At 60.7% G+C, this 23284-nt stretch carries 16 protein-coding genes; 5 read left to right on the forward strand and 11 right to left on the reverse strand.

The window, feature by feature from the left end:
• Positions 1-9: 9 nt before the first annotated feature.
• The 4 genes from ACSQ83_RS02895 to ACSQ83_RS02910 are packed head-to-tail and all read right to left on the reverse strand — an operon-like array spanning position 10 to position 7391.
• Complete coding sequence (locus ACSQ83_RS02895; protein ID WP_436227163.1) at positions 10-4206, reverse strand: sulfite reductase subunit alpha; 4197 nt, start codon at positions 4204-4206, stop codon at positions 10-12.
• A gap of 28 nt (positions 4207-4234) precedes the next feature.
• Positions 4235-4582: a nitrite reductase small subunit NirD gene (gene nirD / locus ACSQ83_RS02900; RefSeq protein WP_414949181.1), complete on the reverse strand. Its 348-nt coding sequence runs from the start codon at positions 4580-4582 to the stop codon at positions 4235-4237.
• A 39-nt stretch (positions 4583-4621) separates the two neighbouring features.
• Positions 4622-7162 (reverse strand): nitrite reductase large subunit NirB, encoded by a 2541-nt coding sequence (gene nirB / locus ACSQ83_RS02905; RefSeq protein WP_436227164.1) that lies wholly within the window; start codon positions 7160-7162, stop codon positions 4622-4624.
• 13 nt (positions 7163-7175) lie between these two features.
• Positions 7176-7391, reverse strand: coding sequence for a hypothetical protein (locus ACSQ83_RS02910; protein ID WP_436227165.1), 216 nt, complete (start codon positions 7389-7391; stop codon positions 7176-7178).
• A gap of 465 nt (positions 7392-7856) precedes the next feature.
• On the opposite strand from ACSQ83_RS02910, the gene cobA reads away from it, so the two are divergent.
• From cobA to ACSQ83_RS02935, 5 genes are all read left to right on the forward strand, one after another.
• Positions 7857-8633, forward strand: a complete 777-nt coding sequence (gene cobA, locus ACSQ83_RS02915; protein WP_436227166.1) for a uroporphyrinogen-III C-methyltransferase — start codon at positions 7857-7859, stop codon at positions 8631-8633.
• A gap of 100 nt (positions 8634-8733) precedes the next feature.
• Positions 8734-9309: an ANTAR domain-containing response regulator gene (locus tag ACSQ83_RS02920; RefSeq protein WP_414949176.1), complete on the forward strand. Its 576-nt coding sequence runs from the start codon at positions 8734-8736 to the stop codon at positions 9307-9309.
• Between the two features lie 10 nt (positions 9310-9319).
• Entirely contained in the window at positions 9320-10489 is a 1170-nt protein-coding gene (locus ACSQ83_RS02925) for a CmpA/NrtA family ABC transporter substrate-binding protein (RefSeq protein WP_414949174.1), read from the forward strand.
• Between the two features lie 340 nt (positions 10490-10829).
• Entirely contained in the window at positions 10830-12164 is a 1335-nt protein-coding gene (locus ACSQ83_RS02930; protein WP_414949172.1) for a YihY/virulence factor BrkB family protein, read from the forward strand.
• Between the two features lie 642 nt (positions 12165-12806).
• Complete coding sequence (locus ACSQ83_RS02935) at positions 12807-13979, forward strand: porin (protein WP_414949171.1); 1173 nt, start codon at positions 12807-12809, stop codon at positions 13977-13979.
• A gap of 251 nt (positions 13980-14230) precedes the next feature.
• Here the strand turns inward: ACSQ83_RS02935 and ACSQ83_RS02940 are convergent, their stop codons facing one another.
• The 7 genes from ACSQ83_RS02940 to ACSQ83_RS02970 all read right to left on the reverse strand — a co-directional run bounded on the left by ACSQ83_RS02940 (position 14231) and on the right by ACSQ83_RS02970 (position 23261).
• Positions 14231-15100: a peptidase gene (locus ACSQ83_RS02940; protein WP_414966833.1), complete on the reverse strand. Its 870-nt coding sequence runs from the start codon at positions 15098-15100 to the stop codon at positions 14231-14233.
• 223 nt (positions 15101-15323) lie between these two features.
• Entirely contained in the window at positions 15324-16121 is a 798-nt protein-coding gene (locus tag ACSQ83_RS02945) for a transglutaminase family protein (protein WP_414949169.1), read from the reverse strand.
• Between the two features lie 64 nt (positions 16122-16185).
• Positions 16186-17139, reverse strand: a complete 954-nt coding sequence (locus tag ACSQ83_RS02950; protein WP_299718893.1) for an alpha-E domain-containing protein — start codon at positions 17137-17139, stop codon at positions 16186-16188.
• Positions 17140-17221: 82 nt separating this feature from the next.
• Entirely contained in the window at positions 17222-18628 is a 1407-nt protein-coding gene (locus ACSQ83_RS02955; RefSeq protein ID WP_436227167.1) for a circularly permuted type 2 ATP-grasp protein, read from the reverse strand.
• Between the two features lie 337 nt (positions 18629-18965).
• Positions 18966-20510 carry an efflux transporter outer membrane subunit gene (locus tag ACSQ83_RS02960; protein ID WP_436227168.1) on the reverse strand — a complete coding sequence of 515 codons (1545 nt, stop codon included), beginning with the start codon at positions 20508-20510 and terminating at the stop codon, positions 18966-18968.
• 1 nt (position 20511) lies between these two features.
• Positions 20512-22080, reverse strand: a complete 1569-nt coding sequence (locus tag ACSQ83_RS02965; protein ID WP_436227169.1) for a DHA2 family efflux MFS transporter permease subunit — start codon at positions 22078-22080, stop codon at positions 20512-20514.
• Entirely contained in the window at positions 22077-23261 is a 1185-nt protein-coding gene (locus ACSQ83_RS02970; RefSeq protein ID WP_414966836.1) for an HlyD family secretion protein, read from the reverse strand. Before ACSQ83_RS02970 ends, ACSQ83_RS02965 begins: the two co-directional genes overlap by 4 nt.
• Positions 23262-23284 lie beyond the last annotated feature (23 nt).

Here is a 23284-nt window from a genome sequence, read left to right on the forward strand (position 1 = left end):
GTGCAGAAATCAGTACACGTCCCGCACATAACGCTTGTCCCTGACCATGTCGCTGACATACTCGCGGGCTTTGTCGTCACTCATGCCGGCGTGCTGAGCGACGACAGACTTGAGCGCTGCATCAACGTCACGGGCCATGCGGCCCGCGTCGCCGCAAACATAGAAATGCGCGCCCGCCTCAAGCCACGACCACAGTTCCGCGCCGTGCTCACGCATGCGATCCTGCACATAGATTTTCTCGGCTTGATCCCGCGAGAAAGCGAGGTCGAGACGGTTCAACAAACCCTTGCTGCGCATCTCGTCGAGTTCATCGCCGTAGTAATAGTCCGTGGCGGCATGCTGCTCGCCAAAGAACAACCAGTTACGGCCCGTGTCGCCTCGTGCGAGGCGTTCGTGCAGGAAGCCTCTGAACGGGGCCACGCCGGTGCCGGGGCCGACCATGATCATGGGTGCATCGCCACTATGGGGAAGACGGAAATGCGCCGATTTCTGGACGAACACCGGCACGCTGGCGTCACCTGCGCGGTCAGCCAGGAAGGTCGATGACACACCCTTGCGCTGACGCCGGCCGTTGTTATACCGGACCGCCGACACAGTCAGGTGGATCTCGTCAGGATGTGCCTTCGGACTCGATGCAATCGAATAAAGCCGCGGCTGCATGCGTTTGAGCATGCCGACCAGTTCCGTAGCTGACAGATCAACCGGAAATTCATGCAGCACGTCAGCCAGTTGCTGACCCCACAGCCATTTCTTCAAGTCCGCTTTGTTGCCCTCGCGAAGCAGTCTGCTTAATGCATTATTTTGATCCGCTGCACCGTTGCGCGTCCTTGCTGCGATGAACGCCAATGCGTCGTGATTGGGGCGTGCTATTTCATAATGCTTGCCGAGCGCGTCGGCCAGGCGCATCTCACCCGCGCCCGCCACATTGACGGGGGCATCGGCGCTAAGACCACTCAGGCCGATAAGTTCATCGACCAGTTCAGGACAGTTTCGCGGCCACACGCCAAGCGCATCGCCGACCTCGTAGTCAAGGCCCGAGCCAGCGGTATCCAGCGAGAAATAACGCGTGTCCTTCGTCGCGCCCTGCTTGTTGAGACGCAGGTTCTTCACCAGCCGCGACGCCGCGGGATGCGTCTTCGAGGGCATGGTGCCGGGCAGCACGGCCGGAATCATGCCGTCAGCCGGGATGGCATGGAGCGCCGCATCCTCTTCCTTGATCCGCGCGACGATCCGCTCGAGCCACGCATCGGCTGCGGGCTGAAACTCTGCATCGCAGTCGACCCGCTCGAGCAAACGTTCCGCTCCGCGTTCAAGCAAACGCGTATCGAGCTTGCGGCCATGACCGCAGAACGCGTCGTAGTTGCGGTCGCCAAAAGCCAGCACGGCGTAGCGCACGCCATCGAGGCGCGGCGCGTTATTTGCACTGATCGCGGCCCAGAAACTCTCGCCGTTATCGGGGGCATCGCCATCGCCGAAGGTGCTCGTCATCAGCAGAACGTACTGCGCTTTCTCCAGGTCGGACACCGTATAGTCGGCCATGCATGCGGTCCGTATCTCGAAGCCGGACTCCATCAACTGGGTCGCATACCGCTCGATCAATGATTCGATATTGCCGGTCTGGGAAGCCCACAGCAACACGACCTTTGGCCGTGCCCGCGCAATCCGGACAGAGGACTCGGCGGTCGATTCTGCAAGCGGCGCGGCTAACGTTGGAACGGCCGATTCCGCGCGGCTGAACAGCCCCGCAAGGACACCGTCGAGCCAAAGCCGCGTGGCAGGGGCGATGGGCGCGCTAAGCGGCAACGTCGGCACGCCATCCTTCGAACGCCCTTCCGTCGATCGCAGGCCACTCATGAAACCGGCGACGTAGATGCGTTCAGAGTCGCTCAGTTCGGGCGCGGGCGTATTCGGAATTCCGAGCAGCGTGGCAAGGGCGTCAATACGGGACATGTCCAGTTCCTGGTTCGGACGGGCTTGATCGGCGGCAGCGGACTCGACGCGTTCCGGGCGGCCCGCATCGTCGCGCATTTCGGGATTCGCCATGTCAGCTTTAAGTGCTACGCGGCTGAGCGCAACGGCGCAGAACTTGAATTCAGGCTGCTGCGATATGGGGTCGATCGCGTCATTCGTCACCGCGTTGATGCAGAGATCTTCGCCGAAGACATCGTTCCAATGCATGGGCGCAAAACAATTACCGGCACGAACGCGATCAGTGACGACCGCCGGCAGCACGGCCCGGCCGCGACGCGATCGAACCTCAACCGCGTCCTTCGCCCTGATACCCAGCGCCGCCGCATCTTCGGGATGAATTTCCACGAACGGGGCGGGGTTCAGCTTGTTCAGCATGGGCACCTTGCCGGTCTTGGTCATGGTGTGCCATTGATGCTGCAAGCGGCCCGTATTCAGCACAATAGGCCGTTCGCTGTCAGGCATTTCAGCCGGCGGCACATGCGGGCGCGCAAAAAAGACGGCCTTGCCGGATGAAGTGGGAAAGACCAGGTGCGGGCGGCTGCCGTCCGGCAATTCCCTGAGTGTCTGGCTCACGCCGTCGTTGATATAGCGCACCGGATTGCGATCGGCCGCGACGTCTGGCGGGCAGGGCCATTGCAACGGCGTCTGGCGCAGGCGTTCATGGCTCGCGCCGCGCAAATCGTAGCCAGTCTTCCGATTCGATGTCCGCGTGATTTCAGCGAAGACCTGTTCCGCCGACACATAGCTGAACGCATCGGCGAAACCCATTTCACATGCCACGCGCGCGATGATCTGCCAGTCCGGCAACGCGGTGCCCGGTGGCTCGATGGCCTTCTGCGCGAGCGTCATGTTGCGCTCCGAGTTGATCATCACGCCTTCGGCCTCGGCCCACAACGCACCCGGCAAAAGGACATCGGCGTAGCGATTCGTTTCGGTATCGAGGAAGGCATCTTGCGCAATCACCAGCTCCGCGGCCTGCAAGCCCGCCATCACGGTCTGCCGGTTCGGTACGCTGGCAACAGGATTCGTGCAGATGATCCAGCAAGCCTTGATCTCGCCCGTCGCCATGCGCGAGAACATGTCCACGGTGCCTTGGCCAAGCGAAGTCTTCAGCGTGCCCTTCGGGATATTCCACAGGCCTTCGATAAAATCCCGGTCCTCTTCCACCAGCACCGAACGCTGGCCGGGCAGCCCGGGGCCCATGTATCCCATCTCACGTCCGCCCATCGCATTAGGCTGCCCGGTGAGCGAAAATGGCCCGCTGCCCGGCCGGCATATCTTGCCCGTGGCGAGATGCAGGTTGCAGATCGCGTTCGTGTTCCAGGTGCCATGCGTGCTCTGGTTGAGGCCCATGGTCCAGCAGCTCATCCACTCGGGCGCCTCGCCCATCCATTGCGCAGCCCGGCGAATATCCGCTTCGGGAATGCCGGTGATCTCAGCCACTCTATCTGGCGGATAGTCCTCGAGAAAGGCAGGCATCGCGTCCCACCCTTCAGTCGACTCGGCGATGAAACCGGCATCCGTATGCCCGTTCCGATGCAGCAGATACAGCAGGCCATTCAGCAACGCGAGATCGGTACCCGGTTTGATCTGCATGAAGAGGTTGGCTTTGTCCGCGGTGGCATTGCGGCGCGGATCCACCACGATCAGCTTCGCACCCGCCTTCACGCGATCCATCATGCGCAGGAACAGGATCGGATGACAGTCGGCCATGTTCGCGCCGATCACAAAAAACAGGCTGGCCTTATCGATGTCCTCATACGAGCCCGGCGGACCGTCAGCGCCCAGCGACAGTTTGTAGCCGCTCCCCGCGCTCGCCATGCAGAGCCGCGAATTGGACTCTATGTTGTTGGTACCGACAAACCCTTTCGCGAGCTTGTTGACGAGGTACTGCGCCTCGATCGACATCTGCCCCGACACATAGAACGAAAGTGCGTCCGGACCGTGTGCATCGAGTAACCCGCGCAGGCGCTGTGCTGTGTCCGTGATGGCTTGTGCCATGGGCAACGGGATCGGGTCCTGATCCCGTTCGTGGCGAATGAAGGCGCACTCAAGACGACCCGACTTGCGCAAGACCACATGCGCCGATGACCCCTTGGTGCAGAGGCGTCCAAAGTTCGCCGGATGCTCCTTGTCGCCGGACACCTTGACCACTTCTCCCTTCTCGACTTGCAGGACCATCCCACAGCCAACGCCGCAGTACGGGCATACAGTTTTGACGCTGCCGGAAATCATGATCGACTCTCGAACTCGCGTACCTTGCTCATATCGCGACCCATACGTGGCCATCTTCCACGCGCGCGGCGAAGGCGTTCACCGAGTTCTCCGGGATCTCGAGGCATTCGCCCGTGCGAAGGTCGTAGTGGTGCTTGAAGATCGGCGATGCCACCACAATGCGCTCGCCCAGATTGCCGATCAAACCGCGCGACAGCACCGACGCCTGCGAACCCGGATCGAAGTTATCGATGGCAAACACGCTCGTGGTTTCGTCGGCAAGATGGAACACAGCGATCTGCTCACCGTTGATGAGTGCACAGACGCCCGTGTTCGGCACGATGTCATCGAGCGGGCACACAGGCACCCACGCGCTTGGGATTCGGTCGATGTTCATGATGATGTCCTTGATGTGGATCGGTAGATCCCGCGTGCTTCAAACCGTTTCGACAACCACCGGAATATCGATTCGTTTCAGTTGCCGTTCAGCCAGCGTCGCGGGTCGAATCTGGCCACGCTCTTCGACAAAACTCACGTTTGCATCGGCCGCGTCGCTGTTCACGAAATGACGGAAGCGCTTGCGCGTGTCCGGATCGTTGACGGCCTTTTTCCACTCGCATTCGTAGGTGTCGACCACGTGCTGCATCTCCGCTTCGAGTTCCGCGGCAAGCTGAAGCTTGTCGTGCACCACGACATCGATCAGGTACTGAAGCCCGCCTTCCAGGTTGTCGCGCCACACGCTCGTGCGCTGCAACCGGTCCGCGGTCCGGATATAGAACATCAGGAAACGGTCGATGTAACTGACCAGCGTGGCACGGTCAAGATCCGATGCAAGCAGCTCGGCGTGACGCGGTTTCATGCCGCCGTTGCCGCATACGTAGAGGTTCCAGCCGTTCTCCGTGGCAATCACGCCAATGTCCTTGCCTTGCGCCTCGGCACATTCGCGTGTGCAACCGGAGACGCCGAACTTGATCTTGTGCGGTGTGCGCAAGCCCTTGTAGCGATTCTCTATATCGATTGCAAGACCGACTGAATCGCCCACGCCATAGCGGCACCACGTAGACCCCACGCATGACTTCACGGTGCGCACCGACTTGCCGTACGCGTGGCCGGATTCGAAACCCGCCGCGATCAGTTCTTCCCAGATCAGCGGCAGTTGCTCAACCCGCGCGCCGAACAAATCAACACGCGCGCCGCCCGTGACCTTGGTGTACAAACCGTACTTCTTGGCGACCTGGCCGACCGCGATCAATCCATCGGGCGTGACCTCGCCACCCGGCATCCGGGGGACGACGGAATACGTGCCGTCGCGCTGGATGTTGGCGAGGTAGTAGTCGTTGGTATCCTGCAAGCTTGCGTGCTCTTTCTTCAGGACGAACTCGTTCCAGCACGATGCAAGAATCGCAGCCGTAGCCGGCTTGCAGATGTCACAGCCAAGGCCGTGGCCATGCTTCGCGAGCAACGCGCCAAATGTCTCGATGCGCTCGACGCGCACCATGTGATAAAGCTCCTGGCGCGAATACGGGAAGTGCTCGCACAGGTGGTTGTTGACCGCGAGCCCCTGCTTTTTCATCTCGGCCTTCATCACCTGGGTGACGAGCGCGACGCAGCCGCCGCACGAGCTGCCGGCCTTGGTCGATGACTTCAACGCGCCAATGCTGGTTGCACCCGCACAGACCGCTTCGCATATCCGGCCTTTGGACACGTTGTTGCACGAGCAGATTTGCGCGGCGTCAGGCAGCGCGTCAACGCCAAGACCCGGCTTTTGTTTGCCGTCGGAGGAAGGGAGAATCAGGAACTCCGGCGCCTCCGGCAACTCGATTCGGTTCAGCATCATCTGCAAGAGCGTGCCGTATTCGGCCGCGTCGCCAACCATCACGCCGCCGAGCAAATACTTGCCGCACTCGGACACCACCAACTTCTTGTAGACCTGCTTGCGTTCATCGCTGAACTGATACGCGCGGCTGCCCGGCGTCTTGCCGTGCGCGTCGCCAATGCTCGCCACGTCCACGCCCATCAGCTTCAACTTCGTGCTCATGTCGGCGCCTGTGAAACCGGCCACCTCACCTCGCAACTGCTTGGCGACAATACGCGCCATGTCATAACCCGGTGCGACCAGCCCGAAGATCTGTCCGTTCCAGAGCGCGCATTCACCGATTGCGAAGATATCGGCGTCGCTCGTGCGGCAGTTATCGTCGATCACGATGCCGCCACGGGCGCCGACATCGAGGCCGCTGATCCGCGCAATCTCGTCGCGCGGACGGATGCCGGCGGAGAACACGATCATGTCGGTGTCGAGATGGGTCGCATCGGCGAACTCCATGCGATGCGTGCCATTCTCGCCATCGACTATGGCAACGGTATTCTTCTGCGTATGAACCGTCACGCCCAGCTCTTCAATCTTGCTGCGCAAGACGCGCGCGCCGCTGTCGTCGACCTGCACGGCCATCAGGCGCGGCGCGAACTCGACCACATGCGTCTGCAAGCCCATGTCGCGCAATGCCTTCGCGCATTCGAGCCCCAACAGGCCACCGCCCACGACCGTACCCGTCTTCGAGCGCGCGCCGCATTCCTTCATTGCTTCGAGATCCTCAATAGTTCGGTACACGAAGCAGTCATGGCGCTCGTTGCCCGCAACCGGCGGCACGAACGGATAAGAACCGGTAGCGAGCACGAGCTTGTCGTAAGCCAATACCTCGCCGGTCGACACCGTCACGGTCCGCGCCGCGCGATCGATCGACGCAGCCTTCGCATTCAGTTCAAGCCGGACGTTCGCGCGCTCGAAGAATCCCGGCTCGACCAGCGACAGGTCCTGCGCCGATCTGCCGGCGAAGAATTCCGACAGATGCACGCGGTCGTAAGCCGGCCTCGGTTCTTCGCACAGCACGGTGATATCGAGTCCGTGCGCTGCAGTCTCAGCGAGACATTCGAGGAGCTTATGGCCGACCATGCCATGGCCGATGACGACAATTTTCATGATCACGACTCTCTCAATTTGCAATGCGCCACACGCCCGAGATCGATACGGGTTGTTTTGTCTGCCATTGTTTTTCCACAAAACAAAAAGGCGTCCCGCAAACCCAGCCGATGACTGAGTTCAGGGGACGCCTTTGTCCAAAAAGCCCTTCAAGGGCCGCTGTGAAGCCTTGCAATGAAACTGGACCGCCGTTGATCCATGGACGCTCTAAATGCAAGCGCCATGCCATGCTCAACGTTTCTTTATGTGGCGGGCGTTTGCGAGCGATCACGCATTTTGAGCCGGATAGATGCGGTGCATTTTGATGCAGCGCCGCACACTCGCGGTGCGATAGAGCACTGTCCGCGTGCGGGCAAGAAGGCATTCCTGATCGGCTTCATGGGACTAAAGGGAGTCTCGTTCATAACCATACGCATGGGAGCGTGGCTCCACGCGGCGGCCAGCTTACCGATCAAAGGCTCACTCGACGCATGCATTAAAACCATTCTCTTCTGGCCTGGATATTGCCTATGACTAGCTGTGCCCGGCAACGATGTCGGGCGCTTGGATATCACAGTCTTATCGATGTGAATGCCGGTAGACATCGGCGACTCAGGACAACGGCGTCCCTTCGTGCAAGAGCACGAGCGGATGCCGTTTTTCGTTGGCGCGCGGCGTTGAATGCATGGTTGTTTAGCCACCAAAGGACATCACGATGACAACAGGCAAGGTCACCTTGCTCAGCGCAGGCCCAGGCGATCTGGACCTGCTCACGATCAAAGCTGCCAAAGCACTGGCGCTGGCGGATATCGTGTTGCTGGACGATCTCGCCAATCCCGAGATCGTGTCGCTTGCGCCGCAAGCCCGCGTGATCCGGGTCGGCAAACGCGGCGGCTGTAAATCGACACCGCAAGCGTTCATCCAGCGGCTGATGCAACGTTATGCCCTCAAGGGACTGCACGTGGTTCGCGTGAAAGGCGGCGACGCCCTGCTGTTCGGACGCGCAGGCGAAGAGCTCACAGCACTGCGGCACGCGCAGATTCCGGTCGAAATCATCAACGGCATTTCGTCCGGTTTCGCAGCGGCTGCGTGTCTCGGGATATCGCTGACGCATCGGGAGCATTGCCAGGGCGTGACCTTCGTGACGGCGCACAAGCAGGATCACGGCGAACCCAACTGGGCCGCGCTTGCGGCAACCGGCACGACGCTCGCGATCTACATGGGCATGACGCGTATCGACAGCCTGTGCCTTGCACTGCTCTCGGCGATGCCAGCGTCCACCCCTGCGGCAGTGGTTCAATGGGCAGGAACACCATCCGAGCGGCGCTGGCTTGGGCGGCTGGATTGCATGGCGACTGACGCGGTAAAAGCAGGCCTGCAAAGCCCCGCCGTAATCCTTGTTGGCGACGCGATCAGCGAAGCAGCAGCAGACGTGCACGCGGCCTTCAACGCATGGGAAAACCACACCGAAGCGGTCCAGCATGCGGCCTGAGACGCACACATCGCGCGCGGTCTTCATGGTGCTGGCCAACCCGCCGCCGGCCAGCGTTGCGGCCGGCCGGTCTCGCACGCGCTACCCCGGCGCCTGACCCATGCTTCGCGTGCTGCTCGTCACCGACACCGACAAACCCATCGGCGATCTTCGCCAGGCGCTCGCACGCCTGGGCTACGACATGCTGGCCGAGGTGGCGACCCCGGCGGCCTTGCCCAAGGTGGTGGAAGAACAGCGCCCGGATGTGGTTATCATCGACACTGAGTCGCCTTCGCGCGATACGCTCGAGCAACTCGCCGTGATGAACGAAACCGCGCCGCGCCCGGTCCTCATGTTCAGCAACGACGGTGACCAGAAACTGATTCACGCGGCGGTCAGCGCGGGCGTGAGCGCTTATCTTGTTGAAGGGCTGGAAGCATCGCGGCTTGCACCCATCCTTGAAGTCGCACTCGCACGGTTCGCCCGCGAGGAACAATTGCGCAAGCGGCTCGCCGAAGCCGAAAACGAACTCGCGGACCGCAAGCTGATCGACCGGGCCAAGCGCCTGTTGATGGACCGGCGCAGGATGTCCGAGCCGGAGGCATACGCCATGCTGCGCAAGCGCGCCATGGACGAGGGAATGAAGCTTGCCGAAGTCGCGCGCCAGTTGGTGTCGATGGCCGATTTATTAGGGTAGCCCGTACAACATGAACACGCCCAATGCCGCTTTGAAGCACGTGTCCGAGCGACCCGAGAAGACGCATATCCGCCTCGGGTTCGTGGCGCTGAGCGATGTCGCCCCGCTCGCCGTTGCCAAGATCCTCGAGTTTGGCCACAGCCACGGCCTGACGCTCGAACTATGCCGTCAGCCTTCATGGGCGGCCGTGCGCGACAAGCTGTTGTCCGGCGAAATCGATGCGGCGCACGCGCTTTATGGGCTCGTGTACGGCGTCCAGCTGGGTATTGGAGGACCGCAGGGCGACATGGCCGTGCTCATGGTGCTGAGCCGGAATGGTCAGGCCATCACGCTGTCGAATCCACTTGCCGATGCGTTGAGCAAGAGCGGCAATTTGAAGGAGGCGCTCGCGTCGCTCGGCCGTCCTCCGGTCTTCGCACAGACCTTTCCGACCGGCACGCACGCGATGTGGTTGTACTACTGGCTCGCAGCACTTGGCGTGCATCCGCTGCGCGACATTCGCAGTATCGTGATCCCGCCGCCGCAAATGGTCGATGCATTGGCCGAGGGCCAGCTCGACGGATTCTGTGTGGGCGAGCCGTGGAACGCGGTTGCCGAGTCGCGCCACGCGGGCAGGACCGTCGCGATCACGAGCCAGATCTGGCCGGACCACCCGGAAAAGGTGCTTGCCAGCCGGCGCGATTTTGTCGCGCGTTATCCGAACACGACACGCGCGCTGATCCAGACCATGCTCGAGGCGTGCCGATGGCTTGACGACCCCGCACATCGCACCGACATCTCGACGTGGCTCGCCGCGCCGGAATTGTTAGGCGTGCCGCAGGAATTGATCGCGCCACGCCTGCTCGGTGATTACGGCAACTACGATGCAGCGCAATTCCCCGGGCAGCCACTCCCGCGCCCCGCTAGTTTCTTCGATAAAGGCGCCGTCAACTATCCGCGTCCGTCGGATGGCCTGTGGTTCCTGACGCAATATCGCCGATGGGGTCTGCTGAACGGCAATCAGGACGATGACGCCGCAATTGCAGCGGCGATCAGCCAGACGGCCTTGTATCGCGAGGCGGCGGAACTGGCGGACGTGCGCGTACCGGACGAGATTCGCGCGGACGTGCTGTTCGACGGGCGCGTCTGGGATGGACAAGATCCCGCCGCCTATCTCGACGGTTTTGCGATGCGTGCCTGACGCGGTGGTGGCGTTTGTTGTCTATCGCCGGTTTCAACGGCTCGGCGATGCATACCTCATGACAGCTTGACCTTCATTCCGGCGCTTATCAAAAGACCCCCTGCCGTCGAACATATAGCTACTAGAACAACTTCCACCTGCGTGGCGAAAGTGCATGCCGGAAGCATCCTGACGGCCTATGAGCCCGGTTTAGGTTGCCAGTCCGGGACCGTATGACGGATGCTTCATAACCCCGGCGCGCTTTTATGTGACCAGAAGCTTGCCGGCCGTGGAACGCATCCTGCTTCGACGGTTTACAAACCGTCAAGTCGTCGTCACCGTCATCGAAGCAGAGGTTGCCATGAGCACGTTGTCCACCGAGAAAATTCAGGCTGTGGTGAAAAAGGACGCCTCCTGGGTGATGGGCGCGCTCAAGAAATTCGGCGAGGATCGCTGTGCCGCCATGGCCGCGAGCATCGCGTTCTACTCCGCGTTTTCGTTGGCGCCAACGCTGGTCATGGTTATCGCAGTGGCCGGCTGGGTGTTCGGCGCAGACGCCGCGCGGGGGCAATTGTTCCATCAGGTCAATGGACTGCTGGGCGATCAGGCCGCCGCGAGCGTGCAAAGCATTGTTGAAAATGCCCACCGCAGCGGCGGCACGGGTATCGCTGCCGTGATCTCGTTCGTGTTGCTGGCGGTGGGCGCATCAGCAACGTTTTCGTCGCTCAACACTGCGTTAAATCTCGTGTGGCCAATGACCGGCGAGCAGAAATCCAGCGTATTCGCTTTGGTGCGGGTGCGGCTGATCTCGTTTGGACTGGTGCTGGGGGTGGCGTTCTTGCTGATCGTCTCCCTGGTCCTCGATACCGCCATCCAGGCCGTCGGCACATGGCTTTGGGGTAATTCGCCCTTCGTGATCATCGGCGACATTGTGCAACTGGTGGTCGGACTGGTGATTCTCTCGCTGGCGTTCGGGGCACTCCTGAAGTTCCTTCCCGATGGCCGGGTGCAATGGCGCGACGCAATAGTTGGCGGGTTGGTCGCCGCCATCCTCTTTTCCGTCGGCAAAAAGCTGTTTGCGTTCTACCTGACTCACGCCGGCACGGCGAATTCGTTCGGCGCGGCGGGCTCGCTTGCCGTGTTGCTGATGTGGCTGTACTTCTCGGCGGCCGTCCTGCTGCTTGGCGCCGAGTTTTCAGCCGCGCGGGCACGTTTGCATGATCCCCGTGGCGCGTGGGGCCAGCAGAGCTCGCGGGTCCCGCCGGGCAGCCGTGCAAAGATCGGTTCGATGCTGGCAGGCTCGACGCATCCCGGAGCCGGGTTGGCAGATCCAAATGCGGATGCGGGCAGCGCCGGAACTGCAAAAGCCTTTGCGGTCGTGCCGGGACGTACGCGGGCATCTATTGGACAGCGGGCTGAACGCTCGCAGCATCTGACGCAGCAGGCGCGCAAACGCGTGTCGGCACTGAGCACCGCTCTCAGCCTTAGCCGCAAGCTGGCACGTGCGGAAACCACCGCCACTCGCGTGACGGCGCAGGCCATGCTGGATTGCGGGCGCAAGGCGGTGCAGGCCAATGGCTTGGTAAAACAGTATCCATGGCATGCCGTGCTGCTGGCTGGCGGCGCTGGCCTGGCGCTCGCGCTGCTAACGGGCCGCGACACGAGCCGCAGCCTGCCTAGGGCGACCGACGAATAACGCCGGCAAGGTCAATCGCGGGATCCAATAGCGATCCCGCGTCATTCACGAAATCGGCGTGATCCAGGACACGTCAGTTTTCCGTGTCAAAAGCTCGATCGCCTCAAACTTCGTCAAATCGCATGGACCATTCGCGACGTGTGAAGAGCCGCGTTTCTGTTGCGATCTACGCAAGCATCACGCTTTCAGAGCCTGCAACTGGGTAAGAGTGTTGGTAATCCACAACGCGCGCACTTGGCTTTCAGAGCCGGACACTCCTCAGGCGCTTCAAACCCCTGCCCCGTGCAAACCCTTGCCGAGCCATATACAGCGCTCCTCTTGCCGTAAGCGATCGCTTTAGCGAGCACCGTCGGCATGTCTCGCTTATAACAACTAATTAGTAGAAAACTAATAAAAACCGACTGTTTCGCGCTGAACCAATTGCATTAAAGGGAACTTTCTGACGGCGTCTGTGGTTCGGCCTTTCACAAGATGATTGAACGGCTGAAGCCTTGACAGGCTTGCCTTACGAGAGATCACACGGTCGACCGCAAAGTGTCTTTTTTTCGAGACATGTTTTAATTTTTCAGTTCTTAAGTTTTGTAACGCTGCGTTATTCTCTGCGCCGGCAACAACGAATTTAATCCTAGCGTGGAGAACCTGATGAAACGTTTCGCACTGACTTCCCTTTCGCTGGCACTGCTCGGCACAGCTGGCGCGGCTCACGCGCAAAGCAGCGTGACCCTTTATGGCGTGATCGACGAGGCTGTCGCCTATGTTAACCACGCAAGCGGCAACAACCATCTGGTTGGTCTCTCTGCAGGTAACTTGTCTGGTGACCGTTGGGGCCTGAAGGGTTCGGAAGATTTGGGCGGCGGTTTGAAGGCAATTTTCCAATTGGAAAACGGCTTTAACGTGAACACGGGTGCACTGGGCCAAGGCGGTCGCGAATTCGGTCGTCAGGCATTTGTTGGCTTGACGTCGGACAAGCTCGGCACGGTCACGCTCGGTCGTCAATACGATCCGCTGGTTGACATGGTGCAGGGCATCACGGGTGACAACTACTGGGCGTCCATCGTCGGTACGCCGGGCGACGTCGACAACTACGACAACAGCTCGCGTGTGAACAACGCTGTGAAGTACGTGTCGCCGAACTATGCCGGCCTGCAATTCGAAGGCATGTATGGTTTCAGCAACACCGCTGGCACGACGGGTCAAGGCCAGACGTGGAGCGGTGCAGTTGCGTATAACAACGGTCCGTTGGGCTTGGCTGCTGGTTACTACTACACGAGCAACCCGAGCGCAGGCCGTTCGGCTACAAACTGGAACAGCCCGTCGTCAGATTCGATTATCGACAGCGCAATCAACGCTGGCTACGCCTCGGCTCACTCGATCGCCATCGCCCGTGCAGCAGGTCAGTACGCTATCGGCCCGGTAACGCTCGGCGCTTCGTACAGCAATGTGAAGTACCGTCCGGACGGTTTCTCGGCATTCACATCGACAGAGACGTACAACATTGGCAGCGCGTTCGCGAACTACCAGCTGACGCCGGCTTTCCTGATCGGCTTGGGCTACACGTATGAGAAAGCGAGTGGCGACACGGGTGCTCATTACAATCAGGTCGGCATCGGTGCGGACTACACGCTGTCCAAGCGCACGGATTTCTACGCACTCGGCGCTTACCAGAAAGCAAGCGGCTCGCAAGCTACGTTCACCACAAATGGCGGCGTAACAACTCGCGTAAATCAACAAGCGCAAGCATCGATCGGTTCGTTCGGCTACAACGGCACGAGCACGCAGGAACTGGTGCTGGTTGGTATTCGTCACAAGTTCTAAAGTCCGATACGGCGTGCAGCGTTTCACTGCATAGCGCGCCGATTCAGACTGCGGTTCAAAAACAGCCATCGGCTTCGCCGGTGGCTGTTTTTTTATGTGCGTTGAATACAGCACGTCCAGGCTGCCGTGATCGCCATACACACGCTGAACAAGCGAACGGCCCAATCGACTTATGCCGATTGGGCCGTTCGCTTGTTCAACTTACCTAGCTTGCCGAGGCATTGAAAGTCTGTAGGCACTCCAAAACGTACTCAATGCTGCGAACGCTCGCTCCCGGGCTGCATCAGCGTCTGAAATGGCGGCGCTGACGTATCGGGTTCCGCGCGCAGGTCGCTGCCCGTCACGCGCGGCACGTTAGATACCGTTTCGCGCGCCCGCAGTGGCACATTGGCGGGATCGGCCCAGGTCGGATTCGGAATTTCCCCGAAAATCTGCCGCAACCGGTCACCCCACGTACGATGAATCATCTGGAAATACTGATTGTCGTTATCGATCGTGGAGAACCGCGTGACCTGCAACGCGTCCTTTTCATACACGAGCAAGTCGAGCGGCAATCCCACCGACAAATTCGAGCGCAGCGTGGAATCCATCGACACCAGCGCGCATTTCGCCACTTCGTCCAACGGCGTGGATGGCGTGACAACGCGATCGATGATCGGTTTGCCATACTTCGATTCGCCGATCTGGAAATACGGGCTGACCGGCGATGACTCCACGAAATTACCCGCCGAATAGATCATGAACAGGCGCGTATTTGCGCCGCGAATCTGGCCGCCGAGAATAAAGCTGCAATTGAAGTCGACGCTGAATTCCGCGAGCGTGGCTGCATCTCGCCGATGTACCTCGCGCACCGCATCGCCCACCAGCCGCGCCGCTTCCGCCATGGTGGGGACGTTGTACAGCGTGGTTTTGTCTTCGGGCGCCGGTTCCGACAGCAGTTGCATGACGGCCTGCGTCAGCGCGAGGTTGCCCGCGGCCAAGAGCACGAGGACGCGGTCACCGGGCTGTTCGAAGACCGCCATCTTGCGAGCTGCGCTCACATGATCGACTCCGGCATTCGTGCGGGTATCGGACAGGAACACCAGTCCCTCGTCGACGCGCATTGCCACGCAATAAGTCATGCGTCCAATTCCTGAAAGAAGCAAATTCGTATTGTAGTCGGGTATTCGTCCGGACCGGACCGATTGCGGAGACTCTTGGACTAGGCAGCATCGCCCGGCAACGCGGCGCCTGACCTTCTGATAGTTATTATCGGCACAGGGGGGCGCGGCTTGAATGCCGCGGCGCAGGAGAAATGCGCGCCGCGACGTGTCATGCGTATCGCATTGCTGCGATCAGTTCAGCTCACTGGTCGGCCGTTGCCTGCACCGAGACGTCCACGCTCATGCGCTCTTCCTTGCCGCCCACGCGCGAACCGCGCACGGGCGCGGCCGCTTCATAGTCGCGTGCGACCGCGAGGCGGCAGTACCGGCCACTGGCGAACGCCGCGTGCGTGACGTCCACCGACACCCAGCCGTCGTCGATCCACACATCTACCCACGCGTGGCTCGCGGCGTGCGGGACATCGCCCGGATCGATATAACCGCTCACATAGCGCGCCGGCAAGCCCCGCGCGCGGCAGGACGCCAGCATGAGGTGAGCGTGATCCTGGCACACGCCGTTGCCGAGTTGCAGCGCCTGGGCCGCGGTGCTCGTCACCTCGGTGACACCCGCCTTGAACTGCACTTTTGCTTCGATATTCTCCGCCAGCGCAATCAGCGCCGACGGTGAATCGAGTTTCGGCACCGAGTTCGCGAGTTCGCGGATCGCAGCATCCGGTTCGGTCAGCGCGGTTGCACATGTGTAGTGTTGCAGAGGAATCCGGCCGGGACCGTCGTTGAGACGGCCGCCGTCGAGCAACGTGGTTTCCACCTGTCCGGTCACGGAAAGATGGATCTCCATATGCGGTTTCGTCAGCACCAGGGTGTGCAACGTGTTGGCGTAGGCGTCGCGGGTGACGTCGAGCTTGCCGACAGTATCGATGTTCCAGCGCCGCACCATTTGCGCCGACCCATTGGCGGGCGTCATGCGCAGTTGCTGGATGGAGTACTGCACCGGCACCGCGTATCGGTAGCTTGTGTGATGACGAATGGTCAGAAGCATGATGGTTCCCAGGGCGGATGCAATACAAAGCAATGCAAAACAATACGAAGCAAGACGAGCCGGTTCAGGCGAGAGGCAACATGAGGAAGGTGCGCATCACGCGAACACCGAGCTCGTCGACCCGTTTCAGGAATTGCGTCAGGTAGGCGTGCACGCCGGTTTCGAGGATCTGGCGGATATCCATGTACAGCACGTCCGCGCGCAGCTTGCCGGCGAAACGTTCGCACTCGTTCGAGCCGTCGGTACGCAGCTTGTCGAGCGTCGCGCAGACCCCATCAAGAGACGCCAGCAGCGAGCGCGGCATCTGCGAGTTAAGGATCAGCAACTCCACGACCCGCGACGGCGTCACAACGTCGCGATACACCTTCCGATAAATCTCCAGCGCGGACACCGAACTCAAAATGGAGGTCCAGTAATAGAAGTCCTCCAGCTGACGCGCGGCTTCGCGCGAGTTCGGTTCGGCATCGGCGAAACGCACGTCCAGGATCCGCGCCGTGTTGTCCGCGCGTTCCAGGTACATGCCGAGCTGGATGAACCAGAAAGCGTCGTCCTGAAGCGCTGTGCCGACCATCACGCCGCGACACAAATTCGAGCGGTACTTGACCCATTCGAACAGCATGTCCGGGCTTTTTTCCAGCTCGCCAGCGGCGAGTTTCTCGCCGAATTCGAGCCACGTGAAATTGATGGTCTCCCACGCTTCCGTGGTCAGGGTCCCGCGCACGGCACGCGCGTTTTCGCGCGCCGCGTGCAGGCAGGAATTGATGCTCGACGGATTGCCGGTATCGGCGACCATGAAGTGCAGCATGTCCTCGCGGGAATCCGAACCCGGGAAACGCTCCTCGAATTTTGATTCGAGCTCCGAAATACGCAGTACGGAACGTTGCGCGCGAGCGGCCTGATCCGGCGTCTGCGGCAGGAGCATGCCCTTCAGGTTGATATCGAGCATGCGGGCAGTATTTTCCGCACGCTCCATGTAGCGAGCCATCCAGAAAAGGTGATCGGCTGTGCGGCTTAGCATCATGATGGCGTTCCGTTGTTGTGTGGCTCGCGCGGGGCGCAGCGCTTGCAAGCGCGCCCTTGCGAACAATCCTGGTGGGTGCTTAGTCCACCATCCAGGTGTCTTTCGTGCCGCCGCCCTGCGACGAATTCACGACGAGAGAACCCTCCTTCAACGCCACGCGAGTCAGGCCGCCGGCGGCCATCGTCACTTCTTTACCCGACAGCACGAACGGCCGCAAGTCGATATGGCGCGGCGCAATACCCGACTCCACGAAGGTCGGGCATGCGGAGAGCGCCAGTGTTGGCTGGGCGATATACCCATCCGGCCGCGCAATCAGTCGTTCGCGGAACGCCTCGATTTCCGCTTTCGTCGATGCCGGTCCGACCAGCATGCCGTAACCGCCCGCGCCGTGGACTTCCTTCACGACCAGCTCGGGCAGATGCGCGAGCGTGTAGGCGAGATCGTCGGGCTTGCGGCACTGGAACGTGGGCACGTTGTTCAGGATCGGCGTTTCGCCCAGATAGAACTCGATCATGTCCGGGACGAACGGATAGATGGATTTATCGTCGGCTATGCCGGTGCCCATCGCGTTGGCCAAGGCCACGCGGCCCGCGCGATACGACGTCAAAAGCCCCGGCACGCCGAGCGCCGAGTCCGTGCGGAAGGCGAGCGGGTCCATGAAGTCATCGTCGAGGCGCCGGTAGATCACATCGACACGTTTCGGTCCCTGCGTCGTGCGCATGAACACGTAGTTTTCATCGACAAAAAGGTCCTTGCCCTCCACCAGTTCCACGCCCATTTGCTGCGCGAGGAACGAGTGCTCGAAGTACGCCGAGTTGTACATGCCGGGCGGGAGCACGACCACGTTGGGGTCATCGACACCGGCTGGCGCGATCGAGCGCAAGGTTTCGAGCAGCAGATCCGGATAGTGCGCAACCGGCGCGATGCGGTTCTGCACGAACAGTTCAGGGAAGAGCCGCATCATCATCTTGCGATTTTCGAGCATGTACGACACGCCCGACGGCACCCGCAGATTGTCTTCGAGCACGTAGAACTCGCCCGCGTCACCCGCGCGCACCACGTCCACGCCAGCCACGTGCGCGTAGACGTCGAGCGGCACGGACACGCCTTGCATCTCCGGGCGATATTGCGCGTTCGTGTACACCTGTTCGGCGGGAATCTTCCCTGCCCGGACGATGTCGTGATCGTGATAGACGTCGCGGATGAACATGTTCAGCGCACGGACACGCTGTCGAAGGCCGGCTTCCAGCTTGCGCCATTCGTCGCCGGGGATGATCCGCGGAATCATGTCGAAGGGAATCAGGCGCTCGGTGCCCGACAGATCACCGTTCACGGCGAACGTGATGCCGACACGCCTGAACAGCAGATCGGCTTCCGCGCGCTTGCGAGCGATGGTTTCGGGGCTCTGAGTGGAAAGCCACCGGGAGAAGCGTGCGTAATGCGCCCGCACGGTTTCCTCGTGACGCATTTCGTCGTAGATCTGCATCTTGCGTCCTTTTTTGATCGCGGCTTCTAGCCGCCTGTGCGTGGAAGTGCCGGCTCTTCAAGCCGGGCCACGCCTGTCCGACGCATCGGTAGTTTCAGTATCTACAATTAAGCAACAGGCGTGCCATTTTTTCTACTACTTGTTTTTACTCATTGTTTTGGCGGGTTAGGTGGAAGTTTGCTTCAAATGAGTGCGCAGCGGTGAGCCGGGGTGGTAGATGAAGTTGGGGCGATGCCCGGATTTGGTGCGAAGGGAGGCATTCGCGCTGATGGACGAAGCCCATCAACGCTCAGAATATGCGTAAGCTGGCGGTCTGCGGGCGTCGGCGATCTTCTATTTAACTGCTAGCCGCTTGCGCGTCTGCCTGCCATCCGCCGCCTAGCGCCTTATAAACAGCGATCAGATCCGTTGTCACGTTTATCGTGGATTGCGCCAGTTGCTGCCGCGTCTCGGCCAACTGCCGCTCCGCATCCAGAACGTTAATGAACGTCACCAGGCCCTTGCGATAACTATCGGTCGCCAGCTCCAAACTGATCCGGTTCGCCTCCACCGTGCGCGTCAGCGCCTCGCGGCGGTCCTGGTCCGTCCGGTACGACACCAGCGCGTTATCGACGTCCTGCAGCGCCTTGAGCACCGTCGATCGATACTGCAGCGCCGCCTGCCCCGCCTGCGCCTTCGCTATCCGCACGTTCGCCCGCAACGCGCCGCCTTCGAATATCGGCAGGGAAATACTGGGGCCAATCGTCCAGAAAAGACTCGACCAGCGTGCAAGATATTTCGCTTCGCTGGCTCGCATGCCCACATTGCCCGTCAACGATACATCCGGGTACATCTGCGCCACCGCCACGCCAATCTCAGCAGTGGCCGCATGCAAGTCACTCTCCGCACGACGAATGTCCGGACGCCGCCGCGCCAACGTGGACGGCAAACCAATCGGCACGCTTGGCGGAACCGGCGGTATCGCCCCTTGCGTCTCTAACTCCGCGTCCAGCGTCCCCGGCGCATTCCCGGTCAATACGGCAAGGCCGTTCATTGCCTGCGCAATCTGTGCATCGAATTGAGGAAGCTGGGCCTGCAGCGATCCCATTTGCGCAGTCGCGCTTTCCACGTCGCTCTGACTCGTCAGCCCGACACGCGCCTGCTCACGCGTCAGATCAAGTATCCGCTGCTCCGAGCCGATCTCAGCCAACGTGATCTGCTTCAGCAACTGCGCCCCGCGCAGTTGCGAATAAGTCTGCGCGACCTCAGCTTCGAGCGAGACGAGGGCGTCGTTGCGATTCTCGATTGCCGACTCCGTCTGCGCGTTTGCCGACTCCACCGAACGCCGCACACGGCCGAACAAATCGAGCTCCCATGAGGCATCGAAACCATCCTGGAAGAGGTTCACCGGCGCTGTCAGGGAATTCAGGGCGCTCGTCACGCCCGCACTGTTGGGCCCAAGCGCGTTGACCCTGTCATACACGCCCTGCGACTGCAGCAAGCCCTTCAGGCCCAGTTGCTCGCGCTTATAGCTCGCGTTCGCGCTAAGTTGCGGCAACCCCTGCGCGCCCGATGCCACCGCCTGTTCGCGCGCCGCCTCGATACGCAGCACCGCACTCTGCAAGTCCAGGTTGCCCGCCGCCGCGCGGTCGATCAGCGAGTCCAGCGTGGCGTCGTTGAACTGCCTCCACCAGTGAGGATCGGGATCGGCGTTGGTGTCGGCCAGCGACGGTGCGCCCGCATGCGGATATCGAATGTCATCAGGCGGGGTCTGCGGGTTTTGCGCGCGTTGCAAATCGCGCCAATTGTCAGGGGCTTTTGCATCGGGCGGCGTGAAGTTCGGACCGACTGAACACGCGCCGGCGAGCATCGAAAGCAGCAAGGGAATCAAGCGTTTGCGCATCTCAATGCCCTCCCCCGCCACCCGATGCTTTCACCGGAGAAAAGAAAAACGTGACCGGCACGAAGCACAACGCGAAGATCGCCACCGCGCCGAATACGTCAAGGTAAGCCAGGATCGTGGACTGCGAAATGAACTGCTTGTACATCAGGCCGGTCGCGGTAGTCATGGCCTGCTGCATGGTCTGGCCCATGTCCATGAGCGTGTGCGTGAGTCGCTGTATGGAGTCGTTGTAGTTCGGATTCAACGGCGTCATGTGCACAACCATGTGCGCCATGTTCGCCTGCGTGCGCTCCACGATCGCGGCGGTCGCAAGGGAAATTCCTATCGATCCCGCCACGTTTCGGAACATCGTGAATAGCGCGGAAGCGTCCGCGTTCTCCGATGCCTTCAGCGTCAAATACGCCAGCGTCGTGATCGGGACGAACAGGAATGCAATGGCGATGGATTGCGAACTTCGCATGATCGTCAGCGTCTTGAAGTCGATGTTCGGCACCAGGTGATGCGTATAAAACAGCGCACACGCCATCAGAAAAAAACCGAAGCCGACCAGGAAACGGGTTTGTATGATCGGCATCAATTTGCTGACCACGGGAATGATGGCGACGATCATCATCGCGCCGGGCGACAACACGAGGCCCGCGAGCGTCGCGGTATATCCCAGTTGCTGCTGGGCAAGTTGAGGCACGAGCACCGCGCTGCCATAGAGAATGGCGGCAAAGCCCACCATGCATACCGAGCCCAGCGCAAAATTCTTGTCCTTCAATACGCGCAGGTCGGCCACCGGTTTCTTCGCGTAAAGCAGCCAGAAGATCGCGCCCACGATACCGATCAACGAAAGAATCGCGAAGGTCGTGATGAAGCCGGACTTGAACCAGTCATCGTCCTCGCCGCGATCGAGGAACACTTGCAGGCAACCCAGACCCAGCGCAATCAAGCCGATGCCGACAAAATCAAGGCCCAGTTCCTTGCGATCCTTTTTCTTCTCCCACGGCGGGTCTTCAACAAACTGCATCACGGCGATGGTCGTAATCACGCCGATCGGCACGTTGATCAGGAACACCCAGCGCCACGTGAGGTTGTCGGTGATCCAGCCGCCGAGCGTCGGGCCGACCACCGGCGCCACCACGATTGCAACGGCCGAAATCGAGAACGCGCGGCCGCGCTGCTCGGGCGGAAAGGTATCGAGGATGATGGACTGCTGGTTCGGTTGCAAGCCACCGCCGAAGAAGCCTTGCAAGATCCGGAACACGATCAGTTGCCACAGGTCGGTCGCCAGTCCGCACAACAGCGAACAGACCGTGAACGCGCCGATGCAAATCAGGAAATATCGCTTACGTCCCAGCAGTTTCGAAAAAAATGCGGAGATGGGAAGCACAATGCCGTTCGAGACAAGATACGCGGTCAGCGTCCAGGTGGCTTCGTCGTAGCTCGCGGACATCGCGCCCGAAATGTGCGGCAGCGCGACGTTCACAATCGTCGTGTCGAGCACTTCCATGAACGCCGCGAGCGTGACTACCACGGCAATCAGCCAGGGATTGGACTTTGGTTTCCAGCCGGCATGATCGCTCATTTGAACATCACCTTCGGCACCACGGAGAGTCCGAGCGGCAGCGGCAGATCGGGCTGCAATCCGCTATCGATAAGAATCTTCACCGGCACGCGCTGCACGATCTTCACGAAGTTGCCGGTAGCGTTCTCAGCGGGGAAAGCGGAGAAGCGCGAGCCGCTGCCAAGCTGGATACTGTCCACGTGGCCGTGCAGCTTCAGGTTCGGATATGCATCGACAGATACATCCACCGAATCACCGGGACGCATGCGTTCAAGCTGCGACTCCTTGAAGTTGGCCGTGACCCAGACGGTGGTGGTCACCAGTGAAAATATCGACGTGCCCGCTTGCAGGAACGTGCCGTATTGCACGTTGCGCTTGGTGACCCAGCCGTCCGCAGGCGCTCGCAGTTCCGTGTAGGACAGGTTCAATGCAGCCGCTTCCACCTGCGCCTCGGCTTGGCGAACATCTTGCCGGCGTTCCTCCACCGTGGCCTGCGCCTGGCTGATTTGCTGCGGCACGAGGCTCGCGGTCTTCACTTGCGCCTGTGCCTGCGCGACGCTGGCAAGCGCGCTCTTTTGCTGGGCGGTCGCGGTGTCAATATTCTGCTGCGATGTCGCACGGACATCGACCGAGCGCTGCCTTTCGTAAGCCGCGCGGGTCTGCGCCAGGTTCGCTTGCGCGCTTTGCTCCTGTGCCTTCGCCTGCGTCAGCTGCGCGGGAAATTGCACGCGGGCAATGCCCAGTTGCACCTGAGCCGCATTGAGTTGCGCCTGCGCCTGGCCAAGTTGGGCGTTGGCCTGATCCAGTTGAGCCTGATAGTCGCGAGGATCGATCTTGATCAGCAGGTCGCCCTTGTGGACGAACTTGTTATCGCCCAGGTTCATGACCACGACGTAACCCGAGACCTTCGGTGCGATCGTGACCGCATCGCCATCGGTGTATGCATCGTCGGTGCTGACCTGATTGCGGGTCGCGAACCACCAGATCAATCCGCCCAGGATCAGCAGCAATACGACGACGCCCAAAATGATCAGCGGCGTTTTGCCCGGACCTTTTTTTTGGCCGTTGGACTTGTCGTCGGACTTGTCGTTTGTCTTGCCCTCGCTGCCGTTTTTATCGCTATCGTTTTTTTGCTCGCCTCGGGATGAATCATCCCCGGCTTTGTCTGCGTCATGATCAGGTCGTTCGTCTTGATCTGGCATCAGGCCCTCTCTCACTCATTGAA

The organism is Caballeronia sp. LjRoot29 (assembly GCF_964252755.1).
In the GTDB taxonomy this organism is placed as follows: domain Bacteria; phylum Pseudomonadota; class Gammaproteobacteria; order Burkholderiales; family Burkholderiaceae; genus Caballeronia.

Coding starts and splice junctions, on each gene's coding strand:
- ACSQ83_RS02895 (WP_436227163.1), bottom strand. CDS start 4,206: ATGATTTCCGGCAGCGTCAAAACTGTATGCCCGTACTGCGGCGTTGGC.
- nirD (WP_414949181.1), bottom strand. CDS start 4,582: ATGAACATCGACCGAATCCCAAGCGCGTGGGTGCCTGTGTGCCCGCTC.
- nirB (WP_436227164.1), bottom strand. CDS start 7,162: ATGAAAATTGTCGTCATCGGCCATGGCATGGTCGGCCATAAGCTCCTC.
- ACSQ83_RS02910 (WP_436227165.1), bottom strand. CDS start 7,391: ATGGCATGGCGCTTGCATTTAGAGCGTCCATGGATCAACGGCGGTCCA.
- cobA (WP_436227166.1), top strand. CDS start 7,857: ATGACAACAGGCAAGGTCACCTTGCTCAGCGCAGGCCCAGGCGATCTG.
- ACSQ83_RS02920 (WP_414949176.1), top strand. CDS start 8,734: ATGCTTCGCGTGCTGCTCGTCACCGACACCGACAAACCCATCGGCGAT.
- ACSQ83_RS02925 (WP_414949174.1), top strand. CDS start 9,320: ATGAACACGCCCAATGCCGCTTTGAAGCACGTGTCCGAGCGACCCGAG.
- ACSQ83_RS02930 (WP_414949172.1), top strand. CDS start 10,830: ATGAGCACGTTGTCCACCGAGAAAATTCAGGCTGTGGTGAAAAAGGAC.
- ACSQ83_RS02935 (WP_414949171.1), top strand. CDS start 12,807: ATGAAACGTTTCGCACTGACTTCCCTTTCGCTGGCACTGCTCGGCACA.
- ACSQ83_RS02940 (WP_414966833.1), bottom strand. CDS start 15,100: ATGACTTATTGCGTGGCAATGCGCGTCGACGAGGGACTGGTGTTCCTG.
- ACSQ83_RS02945 (WP_414949169.1), bottom strand. CDS start 16,121: ATGCTTCTGACCATTCGTCATCACACAAGCTACCGATACGCGGTGCCG.
- ACSQ83_RS02950 (WP_299718893.1), bottom strand. CDS start 17,139: ATGCTAAGCCGCACAGCCGATCACCTTTTCTGGATGGCTCGCTACATG.
- ACSQ83_RS02955 (WP_436227167.1), bottom strand. CDS start 18,628: ATGCAGATCTACGACGAAATGCGTCACGAGGAAACCGTGCGGGCGCAT.
- ACSQ83_RS02960 (WP_436227168.1), bottom strand. CDS start 20,510: ATGCGCAAACGCTTGATTCCCTTGCTGCTTTCGATGCTCGCCGGCGCG.
- ACSQ83_RS02965 (WP_436227169.1), bottom strand. CDS start 22,080: ATGAGCGATCATGCCGGCTGGAAACCAAAGTCCAATCCCTGGCTGATT.
- ACSQ83_RS02970 (WP_414966836.1), bottom strand. CDS start 23,261: ATGCCAGATCAAGACGAACGACCTGATCATGACGCAGACAAAGCCGGG.